At 59.1% G+C, this 16,755-nt stretch carries 9 protein-coding genes; 1 reads left to right on the forward strand and 8 read right to left on the reverse strand.

Annotated features, from left to right (window positions below):
• Nucleotides 1-147 precede the first annotated feature (147 nt).
• Nucleotides 148-759, forward strand: coding sequence for a beta-galactosidase small subunit (locus tag ACKXGA_RS04160; RefSeq protein WP_423730144.1), 612 nt, complete (start codon nt 148-150; stop codon nt 757-759).
• Between the two features lie 395 nt (nt 760-1,154).
• Here the strand turns inward: ACKXGA_RS04160 and ACKXGA_RS04165 are convergent, their stop codons facing one another.
• From ACKXGA_RS04165 to ACKXGA_RS04200, 8 genes are all read right to left on the reverse strand, one after another.
• Entirely contained in the window at nt 1,155-1,493 is a 339-nt protein-coding gene (locus ACKXGA_RS04165) for a sporulation initiation factor Spo0A C-terminal domain-containing protein (RefSeq protein ID WP_423730145.1), read from the reverse strand.
• Between the two features lie 100 nt (nt 1,494-1,593).
• Entirely contained in the window at nt 1,594-2,019 is a 426-nt protein-coding gene (locus ACKXGA_RS04170) for a phage holin family protein (protein ID WP_098923349.1), read from the reverse strand.
• Between the two features lie 2 nt (nt 2,020-2,021).
• Nucleotides 2,022-2,651, reverse strand: coding sequence for a GH25 family lysozyme (locus ACKXGA_RS04175; RefSeq protein WP_423730146.1), 630 nt, complete (start codon nt 2,649-2,651; stop codon nt 2,022-2,024).
• A gap of 14 nt (nt 2,652-2,665) precedes the next feature.
• Nucleotides 2,666-2,812 (reverse strand): hypothetical protein, encoded by a 147-nt coding sequence (locus ACKXGA_RS04180; RefSeq protein ID WP_242957950.1) that lies wholly within the window; start codon nt 2,810-2,812, stop codon nt 2,666-2,668.
• Between the two features lie 31 nt (nt 2,813-2,843).
• A complete protein-coding gene (locus ACKXGA_RS04185; RefSeq protein WP_423730147.1) occupies nt 2,844-3,197 on the reverse strand; it encodes a hypothetical protein in 354 nt (117 codons plus the stop codon).
• A 23-nt stretch (nt 3,198-3,220) separates the two neighbouring features.
• Nucleotides 3,221-4,042, reverse strand: coding sequence for a DUF6273 domain-containing protein (locus ACKXGA_RS04190; protein WP_423730148.1), 822 nt, complete (start codon nt 4,040-4,042; stop codon nt 3,221-3,223).
• A 12-nt stretch (nt 4,043-4,054) separates the two neighbouring features.
• On the reverse strand, nt 4,055-5,683 hold the full coding sequence (locus ACKXGA_RS04195) for a hypothetical protein (protein ID WP_423730149.1): 1,629 nt from the start codon (nt 5,681-5,683) through the stop codon (nt 4,055-4,057).
• 157 nt (nt 5,684-5,840) lie between these two features.
• Complete coding sequence (locus ACKXGA_RS04200) at nt 5,841-16,748, reverse strand: hypothetical protein (protein ID WP_423730150.1); 10,908 nt, start codon at nt 16,746-16,748, stop codon at nt 5,841-5,843.
• Between the last annotated feature and the right edge of the window lie 7 nt (nt 16,749-16,755).

Consider the following 16,755-nt stretch of genomic DNA (forward strand, 5'->3'; position numbering starts at 1 on the left):
GCTCCCACCGACAACGACTGCGGCAACAACATGGGCGGCGTTCGCGGTTAGTGGAAGCTGGCAAGCCTGTACGCTACCGCCAAGGGCATCGGCAAGGAGATTCCGTCTGTTCATGGCGGCACCATCCTCCAGAACCCCACCTGCGAGGTGGAAGCCGACAGCGTGGTCGTGACCTATCTCTATAACCTCCAGACCAGCCCCGCAGCAGAGTGCAGCCTGCAGTACCGTGTGTTCGGTGATGGCCGCATCCAGACCACCCTGCACTATGACCCGGTGGAAGGACTTGCAGCAATGCCGGAGTTCGGCGTACTGTTCAAGATCGACGCTGACTACGATACGGTGGAGTGGTACGGAAACGGCCCTGCGGAGACCTACTGGGATCGTCAGCATGGTGCAAAGCTGGGCATTTACCAGAACAAGGTCGCAGACAACATGGCACAGTACCTCGTGCCGCAGGAGTGTGGCGCAAAGACCGCTGTGCGCTGGGCAAAGGTAGTGGACCGCAAGGGTCGCGGGCTGCTGTTTACCGCAGATGCCGCAAAGCCCATGTTCTTCTCTGCGCTGCCCTACACTCCCCATGAAATGGAGAGTGCCAAGCATCCCTACGAGCTGCCCCCGGTCCATTACACGGTGATTCGTGCCATGGGTGAGCAGATGGGCGTTGGCGGCGATGACAGCTGGGGTGCCAATGTCCACCCGGAGTATATTCCCGATGTGACCAAGCCTGTGGAGTTCACCTTTACGTTCCGTGGCATCTGACCCTCGTTATTAAGACACCTTCGCGTTGAGATAAGGACATCCCTGCATGAGATTCCTATCAAAAGCGAGGGTGTCTTTTGGGGTATCACAAAATCTCAATTCCTGACACCACTATTTATAAGTAGTGCTTCGCTCTATACAAGTAGCGTTGCTATGTCAAAATAACCGTATTCCGTTTTTGTTCAGAGCATTTCTTTGAATGGTTCTTCAAACTTTCTTTATGGCATTGTGGTCAAAATTGTGGTCAAAACCAAATAAGGCTAACCTATAAACAAAAAAATCCAACGATTTCTAACGTGAAATCGTTGGATTTATGGTCCACCTGACACATTCTCACTCGAACAATTTTTCCCTTTACGCCACCCCCAATTCTTTCTACATACTTCTTTCAAATCTTACTTTTTCTCGTACATAGTATCCGCTGCATTATACAGCATCTCCAAAAACTGTCCCGCCGTTGGCCGATGATCCAGCGGGTGTCCCGCCAACACCTGCACTTTCTCCGGGTCAGTTTTCCATGCCAGCTTTGCCGTCCTGCGAACAGCGCTCTCCACAGCCCTCCAAGCATGACCAGAAGCTTCCGCCACAGGCAGATAAACTTCCTTCTGCAAGGCTCGCAACCGGTCAGGCCTGGTGCAAATCAGCGTCATACACTGCCGGAGAGTATAATAATCATTCTTTGTGCGAATGATACCCAGAGGGCGCAGCAAGTGGTCAAATTGTGTATCAGTCATTCTAACACATCCTTTCGCCCATCATGCTACGCCTTTTGTCGAAAGAAGTCGAAAACACAAACTCAGCCCCGAGGAACCGTCAGGCTCCCCGGGGCCGTTGTCAGCTGCCGTTCTTTTCTTCCGCCCGCTGCTTCAGCACGTCCACAGCACGAGTCAGCGCCGCCGGGATGGGCACACCCATCAGTCCGGCATTCTCCACGATACTGATAGTCTCATTGCATACAAACGCAATGACAACGGTGTCCCGAATAAAGTTCGACCCGATGACAGCATCCAGCCTGCAGGCCACCAGTACCACCAGCAGGCTCACACCCTTGCGGCACAGGCCCTTCCAGCCTGCCCGGCTCTCAAGGGTGCCAGTTTTGGTCTTGGGACTGGTGTGGAACACCCCCGCCACGATCAGGCCGGTGATGTAGTCGATTGCCATAAAGATGATAAGCGTCTGCAGCGCCGTGTCCCAGCCGCCCAGCAGGCTGGCAATGGCCCCACCCACAATGCCGATGGCCGCACAAATCTCATTTTTCATTGTCATTCTCCTTTCACTTTGCCCAGCCCCTTGCGCTGGATGATGCCTGCGTAGTCCTTATACGCATGGCTCAGGTCTATCGGGCCGCTCACGCCTGGGATCTTGCCGCTGCTGGTGTACTGCCACATGCCGTGCTTGCGGGCGGGGCGCTTGCCGCGGTAGTCCGCGATCCACAGATCATAAGCAGCGAGGGCGGCCATGTCGAGGGCGGTGTCCGCGAAATTGGTGTAGGTGTACACCATTGCATACAGCCCCCACGCTTCGAGTTGGGCAGCGGCTTCGGCCACCAGGGCCGAAAGCTTTGCGGGGGCCAGGGAGCGCAGGCGGGGGTCCTCCACATCGATGGCAAGGGGCAGCTGGAACGTTTTGCCCCGGAGAGCTGTTTTGAGGGCGGCCAGCTCCTCCTCCGTCTGCCGCTGCGTGACCGCACAGGTGTAGTAATAGCCGCCCACGGGCAGGCCCAGCCGGGCACACTCGGCGTAGTTGCGGGCGAAATAGGGGTCGAGGTAGGGCTTGCCGCCCTTGCTGCCCAGCACCCGCAGCATCACGCCGTCGATTTTGCCGCTGCGCTTCACCGCGTCCCAGTCGATGCTGCCCTGCCAGCGGGAAACGTCAAGAATTGTTCTGGGCATTGATCTGCGCCTCCTTACTGTGTGATTTCCTCAAAGCCGCTCTTGATAAGAATTGCCTTGACCTTCTCCTTCAGCAAGCGGGGGCAGCGCTCATACAGAGCTTTTGCCTCCTCCACGGTCTCAGCGGACATAATTTCCTGTGCCCATAACATAGCCATCATAAATACCATCCTTTCGATTTTTTGTGTGATTTTACGCATAGACAGTCTCGCTCATTTCCAGCAAGCACTGCTTCAGCATTTCGTTTTCGTTTTTCAGCGCTTCCAGCGTCTCCGGCAACTTGTCCAGTACCTCCTGCCGCTGCTGGGCTTCCCTATGGGCCTTTTCCTGCGCAGCCAGCTCTTCGGCGGTCGGCGGCTGTGGCACTTTCCCGTATTCGTACACCTCATACTCCGCCCCGCACAGCCGGATGCCCCAGTAAGCTTCCCCGGGCTGTGCATTTTGGTTGTGTGCGTTCACCGCAGCCTCGATCGCGCTGTAATCTGCCGGGGTGCCGTCGGTCTCGGTCGGTACCGTGTACCCGGGGCGGATCGTTGCTTCTTCCATTTTGAACTCTCCTTTCCGGGTGCTCAGAAAATATAGTTAATCTCCCCGAATAACTTAATCGTTGTCACCAGCGTATTCAGCGGCAGCACAATGCAGGGGCGCAGACCGTACGAGTCCTCTCTGTGGCGGCCTGCACTGGAGAAACTTCCATCCGCATAAAACGTGTACATATAGTTGCCGTTGTAGCTTCGCTTGGAGCGTGTCCAGTATTCAGTGTCTGCTTTTCGTTTGTCGGTGGCAGCAGTCGTGTAGTCGAAGTAGTCCAGCTTTGCACCCTCCTGCGCCATCAGACCATCTATGCCCTGCCAGGTGTAAACGCCCATCTCGACCGCGGAAAGCAGAAAGCACTTCCTCGAAAGGCCGTTTGAGCCGGAGGAAACCTTGGCCGAGCTGTAATCCGCCCGCTTCACGTAGGGCAGATGCACGGTCATCAGGCGGTTTGCTACACTGGGTGTGATATTTCCGCCCGGGTAGTTGACACACCAGTTGTCCAGTGCCCACCCTTCGTAACCGTAGATGTAGTTACTGCTATCGATCGCTGTTGAGCCTGCAACGTTCGTCCTCCAGAGCCATGCACCGTTGGCCGTGCTGTCGTACAACCCGCCGCCCGGAACGCCCTTGTGCACCAGCTTATACCAGTAAGTATTGTTGCCGCTCGGGTCAGCAATGCCAAATTCTGTCCCCAATGCAAAAGAGCTGATGGGATTGCCGCCGTCATAGAACTTCTTGGCTACGCCGTCCACGCCGATATAGCCCTTGTGCACCTGCCTTGCGGTACCGCCCACGCCGATGTAGATCTTGGAGACCGATTTGGCACTTCCGCCGATTCCGGTATAAATTGCCATGTTCCGTCCTCCTTATGCGTACACCAGCAGGATAGAGCCGGTTGCAAGGCTGCTTCCCGCACCGGGGTCACTGGTTTGGGATGTAATGGTGGTCACACCCAGCCAACTCTGCATAACCGACTTGTTGACATCCTTGATTTTCGTACCGTTGTCCGTATAGCCTGCAATGTGCGTCAGATTCGACGTGTTAAGGCCGTCGCCCGCATAGCCGACTTGGATTGTTCTGGATGCGTCCTTATAGTCGGTTACGCCGGTTGCTTTTGTGGCGGTGGTTGCATTACCATCCAGCGAACCAATGAATTTGTTGGCCCTGACATTTGCAAAAGAGCCGCTTCCTCGACCGTCATTAAACCGATACTCATCAATGGTGTTGTCTCGATATCCCAAGTAGACTGTGTTGTTTTCTGGGATGCCAACAAAATTCACTTCATTCTTGTTCTCGAACTCCAATTTCGAGTGGTTATGCGCACTCGGTGGAAACGTACTCGGCTTATCTGTCACGGAATTCCAGTCCGTCTTGATGCTCTTGAACTTGTCGCCCACAGTCTTTGCATCCGCCGGTGCATCGGGCACGGACAGGGTCTTGTCCGTGCCGGCCCGTGTTCCGGCAAGCGCTGCGGCATCCTCTGCGGCTTTCTGAGCCTTTTCTGCTGCCTGACGGCTTGTAGCTGCCGCTCCCGCACTGGTGGATGCCTCCCCGGCCTTGGTGGCGGCGGTGGAAGCGCTCCCCGCAGCGTCGGTGGCCTGCTGGGTGGCAGTGTTTGCCGCAGCGGTGGCCGTCTTGGTGGAGGCCGCCACGTCGTTCAGGGCCGCGGTGCGGGCCTGTGCGATGTTCTGCAAGGCGGCGGTGTGCTCCGTCTCCGTGTCCTGCAGGGCCCGCTTGGCGGCGGTCTCGCTAGCCTTGGCTGCGGTCTCGCTGGCGGCGGACTTGGTCTCGCTGCTCTTGGCTGCATCCGCGCTGGCTTTGGCGTTTGTCTCACTCGTCTTTGCCGCATTCTCACTGGCCTTGGCATTGGTCTCCGACGTTTTTGCGTTGGTCTCGCTGGTCTTGGCTCTTACCGCACTCGCTTCGGCCTCCTTGGCCTTTGTGGTGCAAGTGGCCACACTTGTATCCATGCTGTCGGCACTGGCCTTCGCCTTATCCGCGCTGGCTTTCGCGTTGGTTTCGGATGTTTTTGCGTTGGTCTCACTGGTCTTGGCCGCGTTCATGCTCTCCAGCGCCTGCTTGGCGTACTTCGTCACCTCGGCCACGAACTGTTCATAGATGCTCGGCGTAATGTTCTCGGTGGTCGTGTCGGTGTCGATGGTGTCATAGCAGGTGTACTTGCCGGGCTTGGTCATGGCAATGTAGCCGCTGTCGTTGATGGCCAGCAGCATCCAGGTGCCCTCTTTTTCCAGCGTCCAGCGGCGGTCCACCAGCACGCTGTTGTTCTCGTCCAGGATCTGCGGGTCCGGCTTTGTGCCGCTCAGGCGCTGCACATGCAGGGTCACGGTGCAGTTCTTCCACTCTTCCGGCAGCTCAAAGCGGAGCTCGTCCACCTTGGCGCTCCGCACACCGCCCAGATACAGCGTCTCAATGTTTGCCCGAAACGTCGAACCATTGTCCTGCAGCTTTCTGATCTTGATATCCAGTTGGCTCACAGTTTCACTCCCTTCCTGCCCCTATCCTATCACGCCCCGCCGGGTGCAACTACCCCGGACATACAAAAGGGAGACCGTTCTGGGTGAACGGTCTCCCTTTCTTCTAAGCAGGGCTCCCCTACTAGGGGAGCTGTCACGCAAAGCGTGACTGAGAGGTTCACCTCACCCCTGCCCACTCATCCTTGCTGTTTTTTTCCTGTTCCTCCTTTTTTGCCGCGTCCTTCACCCACTGGGCAAAGTTCTTCTCCTCATACATGGCCGTCCCGTCCTCTTTAGTCAGGCTCGTCAGCAGCTTCTCCAGCTTCTCCCGGTCGTGGTCGTTGCCCGCCAGATACTCTTCCTTCACCGCCGCCGTGATCTTCGTCTTGATGCTGCCGTCCTCCTTGCCTGCCGTCCGCAGCCGCTTCACCTCGTCCTGCACGTCGTCGGCCCGGCCGGTGTCCACGGCCTCGGTCAAAGCATCGTAGACGCTGCCGCCAGTGCCGCCCCTGTACAGCTCCTCGGCCTTGCTTTCAATGGCTTCTATCACAAGGTCGATCACCCACGCCCGTTTTTTCGCGTCAGCTTTCACACCCTCCCGGATGCCCAGGGTCTCGTACATTTCCCGCACAAGCTGCTTTGTCAGCTCCTGGCGCTGGCTGTCTTTGCCCTCGTTCCGGGCCCTGGCCGCCTGCTCTACTTCCGGGCTGTATTTCTTCAGCCGGTTCTTCAGCTGGCTGGCAATGGTCTTTTCGTCCTTGCCCATGGCTTCCAGCTTCGCCATAGCACCGCTGGCGTTGTCCGTGTCCCCCTCGGCAATGGCGTTGTACAGCCGATCATACTGCCCGGTGGCGCTGGCGGGCAGGGAATTCAGGCTCAGCTTCTCGCCGTACTTTCCGCCCGTCACCGCATAGGCTGCATTTCCGCTCCATTTCCATGCCGCTTCCAGCAGCTTTTCCGCATTCCCGGCCGGCAGCCCCTTCAGTTCCATTCCGTCCTCCATAAAGGTCAGGGCCGCTTTCCGCAGCTTCTCGTGGTATGCTTCCAGCTCTTCCTCGTCCATCTCGCCGGTGTCGGTGGCCAGCAGCTTGTACAGCCGCATCGCCTCAGTTCCCAGGTCATTGATAGCACTCAGGTTCGGGGCACTGACCACATCATAGTCCTTGCCCCCGGCCACGTTGCCCACAAAGCTGTACAGCTCGCTGCCGTACAGAAACGTGCCTGCTGCGCTTCCCACATACAGGTCGGCGTACCGCTTCAGTAAACTCCATGCGGTAATGTCGCCGTTCTCGTCCTGTTCCCGGTCCCACCGGTGCAGCAGGAAGTCCGCGCCGATCTTCATGGCCGCAAACACTGCCGTCTGCACGATCTGGCTGGTCACCGCTCGGTTCAGGTTCTTCCCGGCCCGTTTCAGCTCTGCCCGGTTCTCCTCGGTGGGGTCTGCATGGCTGCGCTCCCACTTGGCATTGTAGGCCAGCACCGCATCTGCCAGAATGCCGTAGTTCTGGAACCGCTGGGTCGTGAACATGGTCAGGGTCCTCACCAGTTCGTTGTCGCTGCGCTGGATCCCCGCCCGCTGCATGGTGGTGTAGTTTGGCTGGGTCTCCTCAATGACCCGCTGATACATCTTGTTCACGGCTTCCCAGTAGGCTTCGCTGCCTTTCGTGGCTGCACCCTCTGCAAACTCATTGGTATGGTGCTCCACATACCGCTTGGAGCCTTCCCACAGTGCCGCCACCGTAATCTCGTCCATGCTGTTGATCCAGCCGGTCACCCACTTGGGCAGCTTGTCCATGGCTTTTTCCGCCATGCCCTGGCTCACGCCAATGCTGGCAAGTTCACCCCGCTGGCTGCCCCGCAGTCGGTATCGCAGCAGCACATCCCCGTGCTGGGCGATCTCCGCCTCCAGCGCTGCCCGCTGCTTGCCGGAGAGGTTCTTCACAAACGGCACCACCGCCGCCATGGTATCCGCACCCAGTACCGCGCCCGCCGTGGGCAGAGATGCCGCCTGCGCAATGGCCACACCAGGGTTCAGCGTCAGGATCGCGCCCGCATAGTTGCCGCGCAACCTGTCCAGCACTTTGGTCATTGTGGTCGAGCGCTTTCTTTGCGTGGTCTGCAGGTCGGTCAGCAGATCATCGATGTAGTTCGTCGCGCTCTGGCCCCACTGCTCTTTCAGGATACCATTTTTCAGCATCTTGATGCCGTCCTCGGTCTCAATGCCACTGTTCAGCACCTTCTGCACATCCCGGATGGGTGCCGCCAGTCCGGCATAGGCTGCCGTGTCCCGCAAACTCCGCTGCACCACGCTGCTGCACTCCTCCAGCAGGATGGGCATCTGGCTCTTGACACGGTTCTTCAGAAAGCCCCGGCCCTCAATGGTGGCATCCAGCTTCACGCCCTCGATCTGGGTCGCCAGCGCCGTCTTGTCCACTGCAATGGGGTAGTAGCTTTTCACGGTGGCCCGCTGGTAGCCCAGCAGCTTCATGCTCGTCTCGTTGATCAGGTTCGTGGTGTAGCTGCCGAAGAATTGCTTCATGTCCTCGCACCAGGCCCGGTCGTAGTCGGTCATGGCCTTCTCCACGGCCTGGATCACGGTGTCGGCCATGGGTTTGCCCTCGCTGTCGGTCAGCATCCCGATCCGCACGGTCTGGCCCTTCTGGTAAGCCTTCTCAATGTCGCCCCTGTTGTACTCCTCCGCATCCGGGATCGTCAGGCCACCGTTCAGCAGGTGCTCCCGGCTGTCGGCGTTCTGCAGGTGCATGTACAGGCTGCACAGCTGGGCGTGGGTCAACGGTGCAGCCCGACCCTTGCTGTCCTTCAGGCCAATGTCCACCAGCTCCGCGCCCGGACCGGCGAATTTTTCCATCTGTCTCAGGTTCGCCTTGCCCGTCACATTGTCAAAGAGCTTCGTTCCCTCCACAGTGATCCGGGTCTGTTCCCGCTGGCCGTCATTCAGCATGGTGCCCAGCTTCTCCATCTGGCTGTTCTTTGCGTAGCCGCCCAGCATCCGGAACACGCGGGCAGCTCCCAACATGTCCAGGTTGTATCTGGTCAGGGCGCTCCGCAGCTTTCCATCGTTGCCCTTGCTCTGGCGCACCTCTGCAGCCGCCTCGTTGGCGATCTTGTCCACCGCCTCGGCCTGCTGCAGGCTCAGGGTCTTGTTTGCCGTCCGGATCACATGCAGGGTGCTGGTCGTAATGGCTTTCAGCATCCGCATCTGGTCCACCGTCATGGGCAGATAGGTGCGGTTCTCGGTCTCCCGGATCCGCTTTCTCAGCCGGTCACGCAGCATCTCGGCCTTTTCGCTGTCCGGCAGTGCCTCGGCCTCTGTCAGCTGCTGGTTCAGCCGGTCAAGCTGGGCCTGCTTGCTGGCATTCAGGTCAGCCTTCAGGGCATCGATCAGGTTGGCAATGCCGCTCTGTTCCCAGTCATTGCTCATCTCCGTCACCACCGGGTGGTCTGCATCCCCGTATTCGGCCCGGATGCTGTTTGCAAGCGCATCCAGCCGGTTCACGGCATTCTGGTTCAGCAATGTCATGTCCGCCAGCTTTGCCACTTCCAGCGCCCGCAGGATCAGCCGGGGCTGCACATATTTGTCCTTTGCAGGCCGCAGCACCATCTGGTTCAGCTGGGTGGCATTGTTCCGGATGGCCCGTTTCAGCTCGTCCTTCTGCCGACCGTCCCGGGCTTTCTGTACCCGCTTCTCAGCCAGCTTCTTGGCAATGGCAATGTCCTCGTCCCGCTGCTGCTGAGCTGCAGTGATGGCGATTGCGTTTCGTTCCGCCTGCTTTTCCTGCCACTCCTGAGCTTTGCGCTGGTTTTCCTGCTCCCATTCCAGCAGTTCGTTTTCCTGATGGATCAGCTGCCACTCAGCTCGGTCAGCCCGGCGCTGTTCTCCTGCCACCTGGTGCGAAAGGTTCCAGTTCTCCCGCTTCAGCTGTTTGTTTTCCAGCCGGATCTCGTCCAGCATCTGCTGGCGTTCTTCCTTCAGCCGCTTCTTTTCGGCCTTCCACTCCCGTTCGTAGGCTTCCTTCAGCACGTCCAGCTTTTCGGCCATGTCGCCGTAGTTGGTGATGTCCAGCCCCAGCGTATCCAGATTCTGATCCAGCAGCTTTTCTGCTTTTTCATTCCGCTTCTGCTGTTCTGTCCACTGCCGCAGTGCTTCATCCCGGCTTCCGTTCCGGCTGTTCTCATACATCCTCCGGTTGAACTCCCGGTTCTGCTCCTTCTGCACCTTCCGCAGGTCCTTCAGCGCCTGCTCCGCGTTCTCCTCGCCCACGGCAGCAGCCACAGCCTGGCGCTGCCAGCGCTGGAGCCCGTCAAAGATGGCCTGTGCATCGGTCATCTCCGGCACGCTCAGGATATCACCCAGCATCCGGTCGGCCAGCTCCACTTTGGCATCCTCGTACTCGGCAGCATCCGCAAAGCGGCTCATCATCCTGGGCTTGATGGCATCGTGCACGTTCATCAGCACATCCAGCCACTCGGTGCTCTCCATGCTGGCCGCGCCGTCCACGCCCGCTGCCTTGGCCGCGCCCCGGAACAATTCCGCTGCGCCCTGCTTTGTGCCGCCCATGGCCCGGGTGTCGTTGACGATGGCTTCATACACTTCCGCCGGGTTGCCGTCCCGCACACCCTCTGCCTGCCGCAGCTTCACACCGTGCCGCCGGGCCTCCGCCACCGCTTCGCTCCACGTCCCGTACCGCTTCACCAGCTCCGCCTTGGCCGGGCCGTCCTTGTTCACCGTGTAGCTCAGGTCGTGGTATTCCGGGTACTCGTCCCACAGCTCGGTGTTCCGGTAGGTCGCCCCGCTCAGTATTTCATCTGCAATGGTCTCAGACAGCGCGCTGGCCTTGCTCATGCTGGCCCCGTCCGCCGTCATGTACTCCACCAGCGCCCGGGTCTCTCCGGCAATCTTTGTCCGGTCGGCCCTGCTGCCGTTGGCCTTTGTCCACCGCACCGCCAGCCCGTCAATGGAATCCTGGCTGATCCTCACACCGTGGGTCACACCCATCATCTGGGCCAGCGTTTCCATCGCCGCGCTGTTGTCCGCAATGGCCCGGCTTGCCTGCCGCTGGGTGTTCTTTCGCGCGTCCCGTTCCGCCTGTTCGGCCAGCTGGAAACGGACGTTCGGCACCTTGTTCAGCAGGGCCGTACGCTGGGCATCGTCCCCGGCTTTGTAGAGCTTCACGTCAATGCCGGTCTCTTTCAGGCTGTCGATCAGGGTGCTGCTGGTGTTGTCGGGCAGGATCGCCGCCCGCACCTCATCAAAGCCCACGGCCCGCTGGGGCTTTGCTTCAAAGTACCCGGTTGGAATAGCAGCCACGTTCTTGTACAGGTTCAGGATCATCTGGGCCGTGTCCTTGCCAATGGTATACCCCTCTTTTGCAAAGGTCTTTCCAATGGCTGCCGCCGTCTGTTTTCCCTGTGCGGCCTGCATCAGGATGCCGCCCAGGATTTCCCGCTCTTCAAAGCTGTTGTCTGCATGGGGTGTAGTCTCTCTCCGCAGCTTGTCAAGGATATCGCTGATCTGGTCATCTGCCTTTTCCAGCAGCGCCTTGTACTCTTCTTCCGGCATCTGCTGCAAGCGGCCCTTGTCCGCCCGCACTTCGTCCAGGTTCTGGTACTCCGCCGTGGCCGTGCTCATCAGGGTGCTGGCCGAAAGGCCCCATGTACCCTGCCCTCGTGCATTCTGAGCATTCATAGCAGCCACAAGGTTTTCCAGCGTGTAGCTGTTGTGCAGCTGGGCAAAACTGCGCCGGTTGCCGTTCCGGGTGTAAACTTCTTTTCCGTTGTAGATTCCCTTCTCACCCAGAATCTTCTCCACCTTCGGCAGGATCCATTCCTCCACATCCTGATCTGGTGCTTTCTCTTGCACTTTCTTCAGCATGGCATCGGTATCTCGCACCAGTTTTCCGCCTTTGTCCTCTGTCACCATGTAATCATAAGCATTATTCAGCAGTATCAGCAACTTCGGGGGGATTACTCTCTCGGCCTTTTTCTGAGCCTTTTCTTCGCTCCACCCGAACTCTTCCATCGCCCAATCCTTTTCTGCTTCCCGCACCTTTTCCAGCACGGTATGGGCCAGATCATGGTTATCATTGGCCCGGTCGGTCTCAATGATGTTCCGCAGCGCTTCTTCACCGCCCACTGCTTCAATGGTCTTTTCGCTTCTCCGCACCTGTGAAGCAGTAAACCGTTCCTCCTGCTTCATGGCAACATCCACTGTCTCCCCGATGTCAGCCAGATATGCGGCCTTCACGCTGGGATTCTGGGCCAGCTTCTCTGCCAGCTGTTTCGGGCTCTTATCGGATGCTTCCATGTCCATGATTCCGGTGATGGCATTGCTCCGCGCAAACTCGCCGCCTGCCGTTTTCCGGCTCAGTTCGGCCAGTTCAGTGTTCAGTGCTCTGGCCTTATCCGGTTTCACCTTGTACTCCACATTGGGCCGGGTGGGTGTCCAGGCATCCGAACCATAGATACGGTTTGCCCGGTTCACCATGGGGTCAATGGTATCGGAGTTGAACACCAGCGAGATGGGGCCATACTTGGTGTGACCTTCCTGGGCTTTCACCACCGCAATAGACGGCGAGGGCATCCCGCCCAGCTCCAGCGCTTCCTGCAGGTTTTCGGCGGTCAGGTTGTGCACGGCCACAAGGTCTTTGTTCTGGTCCACCTCCACCGGAGCACTCAGCTGGAACCGCACCGATTTCTTCACAGGTTCGCTGTTTTTCTTGCTTTCGGCATTTTCTTGTGCTATACTGTTTTTAGCAGGAAAGCTCGGGCGTTCACCGCCCTCCTCGGTTTTGAGTACCGTGTCAGCGCTTTCCTGATAAATAGAACCCTCCGACCCTCTGCTCCCCGAATCTTCGGATTCCATGTGGGCTTTGCCGAAGGGTTCTATTTTTGTAAACGGCACACCTTCCATCTTGACGTTTTGCCCATGATAGGATATACTACCCATAGAACCATAGCGTTGCAGTTCGCTAGGCATTTGGAAGCCTAGTGTCCTAAGTAACGCTGTGGTTCTTTTTTTGTTTTCAGAGGTATACAGCACTTCGCTGTTCCGCACAAATCTCACAGGGTCGTTATCCTTGGTATAAGCACTGGTCGCCTTCTGCATATCCTGGATCACGATTCGGTTTTCTACTGGCTGAAGATCCAGCACGCACAGTACGGGTCTGCCATCCTGCGCTTTCACGCTTCCAAACAAAACCAGTCTGGTATTCTGTGAACCGGCACGCCCCTTATTCTGGCTGGAAAGCACCAGAATGGGGTCATCCAAAATTTCCGGAATGCGTTTGATCTCGTTCAACGTCATTTCCGGGTGTTGTTCCAGAATCAAGCTGATTTTATCGCCTTTCATGTAGATGTCATTTTCTCGTGCGCCCAGTCCCTGCAAAGCTTCCGCCGTGCTGCCCAGCACAAAGATTTCCCGGCTGTTTCGTCCGTCACGGTTCCACTCGTCAATGTCCTGTGCATAGCTCGGGTTAATGGAATATCTCACGCCCTGTCCTTCCGCCGCGCTCTCTGTCTTGGGGGCAGCGGCGTTTTCTTTTGCACTGCGCAGGTTGTCCATAGCCTTTTCAGCGTGGGCAAAGTATTCGTCCTGCAAAATTCTGCGCTCGTTCTCGGCCAGGCGCTGGGCCTTCAGGGCAGCCCGGTTGTCGGGGTCAAGGGTCAGCACTTCCTTGGCCCGGCTGATGATGCCGCCCAGCATCTCCTTCACCCGGTTCATCACGGTGCGGATGGTTCCGGCCCTGCCGCTGTTCTTCTCGGCCTGCCCGCGCTGGAACTCTACCCAGCGCTTGAAATCGGATTCATTGGAGAAGATGCCCCGCCAGGCATCGCCCACCAGCTCCTCGGCAGCTTCCTCATAGGTCAGATTCTGCTGGGCATAGTCGGTCATCTTCTCCCGGATCATCTCGTCCACGGTCTCAAAGCCGCTGCTCCTGGCCAGATACAGCAGCGCGTGATCCTGCAAGGCCTTGGCTCCCTCGCTGTCCAGAGCGTTATACCAATGGTAGTCCTCATGCAGCACCGTTCCAAACACGTCATTTGCACTGTCACCAAAGAAAATGCGTCCCGTTTCTGTGTCCACATACGCCCGCACCCGGCTGTCTGCCTGTCCCGCACCGTTCTGCAGCACGTTTTTCAGAACAGCCGTGGTGCCGGTTGCCGCCGCGTTCAGCTCGATCACCTGGCTGCCAGCGTCGTTCGCGTTGCGCAGGGTTCCCTTGTAGATGGTCTCACCCCTGCCCGTCAGGCTCTGTTCCGTCAGAGTGCCGCCCAGCTGGCTCTTGGCCCACCGGGTATCTGCCGCATCCCTGCCGTAGGTGTAGGCGATCTCCAGCGCGTTCCGGCCCTTGAGATTGCCCAGCACATAGTTCACGTTGGCCGCCATGCCGCTGCCGGTGCCCGCCAGCTCCAGCGCCTGGTCAAATGTCTTCACGTCCTCCATCTGGCCCAGCCGGTACAGAGTGGATGCTGCCGCCGCATAGCGGTCACTGTCCACGCCTTCCGGCTGTTTCCGGCTGATCTCCTGCGCCGCCTTTTCGCCCACCTTCCAGCTCCGCAGCACCTGCTCCGTCCGGGCCTGCTTCTGGCCCTCCGTCCTCGGTGCTTCCATGCCGTAGGTCTCCCGCATCGGGCTGTTGCTGTTGTCCATCCCGTCAAGGGTGCTTTCTTCCACAGGGACCGACTGCATCACAGCCTGCCGGTCAGCTCCATTCTGCGCTGTCAGACCAGTGTTTTCCGCACTGCCAAGGGCTAACGGGTTGCGGCTGTCAGCGCTTATGCGATGACTGAGGGGTTCTGCGCCGTCCGCCGCTGTTTCCGTGGGGCTTTCCACACTTTCCCCAGCGTTCTCAACAGCATTCTGCTGGCTGCGCTGTGCCGCCACTTCCCGCAGCATCCGCCGGGTAGCCGCAGCCGTGCTCGGCAACTTCACCCCATAGGCTTCCTCAAAAGCCGCGCGGTTTGCCTCGTTTCCGGCCTCCGGGGTGAACAGCCTGATGGTCTTGCCTGTCAGGCTGTCACCGGCCGCCGCTTCTGCAAACGTCTGCACAGCCAAGTTGTCCGATATGGCAGCAGTTTCCGCACTGTTGCCCTCAGCCGCTTGGTTCGCAGCTGTTTCCGTCTGTGCCTGCAACGTGAGCTTGGCTAACGGGTTGCGGCTCCCAGCGTCTACTTCACTTCGCTCGTATCCTGCTGGCCGCTGCCCCAACAACTCCTCCCTGTTTCCGCCACTGGCGGCGGTCGTCGTCGTTGCCCTATTAGGGGGGCTGTCAGCGCTCACGCGCTGACTGAGGGGTTCCGGTTCCCGCGCCAGCTCCTCCCGGCGCTGGTGTTCCTTCAGCGCCTGCTCGTATTCGTCCTGAGCGGCATACCGCTCCACGTTGCCCCGCAGGCTGGAATCTCCCGCGTTCATCCTGGAAAGCCCTGTGCCCACAGCGCCGCCCAGTGCACCGGACGCGCCGCCGGAAAGGCCCGCTTCCAGCGCCTGAACCAGCGTGTCCGTGGTAAACATGGTCTGGGCAGCTTCGCTGTCTCCCAGGGCCGCATCAATGGCCTTGTCGGCGTAGGTCTCCACAAAGGCCTGCACGGCGTTGTCAATGCCGCCGGAAATGGCGTTGGCAACTGCCGGATGTGCCGCCGCAAAGGCCGAATCCCCAGCCAGCGCCCGGATCTTGTCTGCCACAGCTCCCGCCACGGAATTTCTGGCGTAGTCCGCGCCCATGGTTCTTGCCAGATCAGCCGCACCCACGCTGTTGATGGCCCATCCTGCGCCAAACTTGGCCACACCGCCCGCCAGCGCCTTGCCTGCGCTTTCGCCCTTGGCCGCGCTCTTGCCCATGGCATCCGCAGCGCCCTGGGCACTCAGCACCGGCAGCACCGCCGCCGGGTTGATGGCAGCCACTGCAAGGTTCTCTGCCGCGCTGGTCGCCACGCCCTGCACGGTCCGCTGCACATCGGTCAGGCCGCTCTGGGCCGCGCCCGTCAACTGCTGGCCCCGGTTGTACAGCTGGTAGCCCACGCTCTTCTCCGTGTCGATGCCACCCTTTGCTTCCGTTCCGGCAATGCGGCTGCGCATGTCCTCGATCTCCTGCCGGGTAAATCCCTGCTGCAACAGGTCGCCGGTGCTGTACTTGGGCTGGTAGTCCATGTCAGTTTCCATCAGCTGGTCATACAGGTTCTTCTCGCGGGGGTTCCGGGCAAGCTCTGCTTCCAGTGCTTTCCGGTTCTCGCTGCTCTGCCGGATGTTCTTTCCGGCCTGCACCAGGTACTCCGCACCCATCAGCGGGGCAGCGGCCACGGTGTCCGCAACGCTGCCCACGGTGTTTGCCGTCCGCCGGGCCAGCTGCTTCCACTCCGGGATTTCTTCCATGGTGTCCAGATACTCCCTGGCCTGCCGGATCTCCGTGTCCGTGTACCCCAGCTTTTTCAGGTCCGCCGTGCTGTAGGTGTTGCCCACCTTCCCCTTGATTCCCGTGGTGCGGAATGGGTCGATGCTACCATCCCCGGCGCTGGCCCCGTTTCTGCTGGTGCCGGTCTCGGCATAGCTGGTATAATTGCTCTTCTTTTCCAGCAGCTTGTTCACAAGCTCCTGATTCCGAGGCTGGTCAAACCACTGGTTGGCCTGGTCAAAGGCCTCCGGCTGGCTGTACTCCGCATAGCTGTTCTTCAGCTTCTGGGCCTGCTGGCCGTACCACGTTCCCAGAGTATTCCCCGCCGGGCTCACTGTCACCTTCTGCCGGTTCAGCTCGTCGCTCCGGCTGTCCATGGCATCCGCAAAGCCCAGGTTGTTCCTTGTCCGGTAATCCTCCAGCGCCGTGGAATACAGGTCGGTGCCCGTCTGTCGGCTCGTTGCTTCCTGCTGTTTTTGTGCACGCAGGGCAGCAGCACTGCCCTTTGCCCAGCTTTTTCCCGTACTGCCAAGGTCTAACGGGTTGCGACTGTCAGCGCTCTTGCGCTGACTGAGGGGTTCTGCCCCGCCCGCTGCTGTTGCCATCACAGTCTTTTCCTGCCGCTCTTTTTCATTGCGGTTCCGCAGCGCAGCAGCACTTCCCGATTTCCATGCCATCCTGTTT

The sequence above is a fragment of the Faecalibacterium hominis (ex Afrizal et al. 2022) genome, from assembly GCF_049545105.1.
GTDB classification, from domain to species: domain Bacteria; phylum Bacillota; class Clostridia; order Oscillospirales; family Ruminococcaceae; genus Faecalibacterium; species Faecalibacterium duncaniae.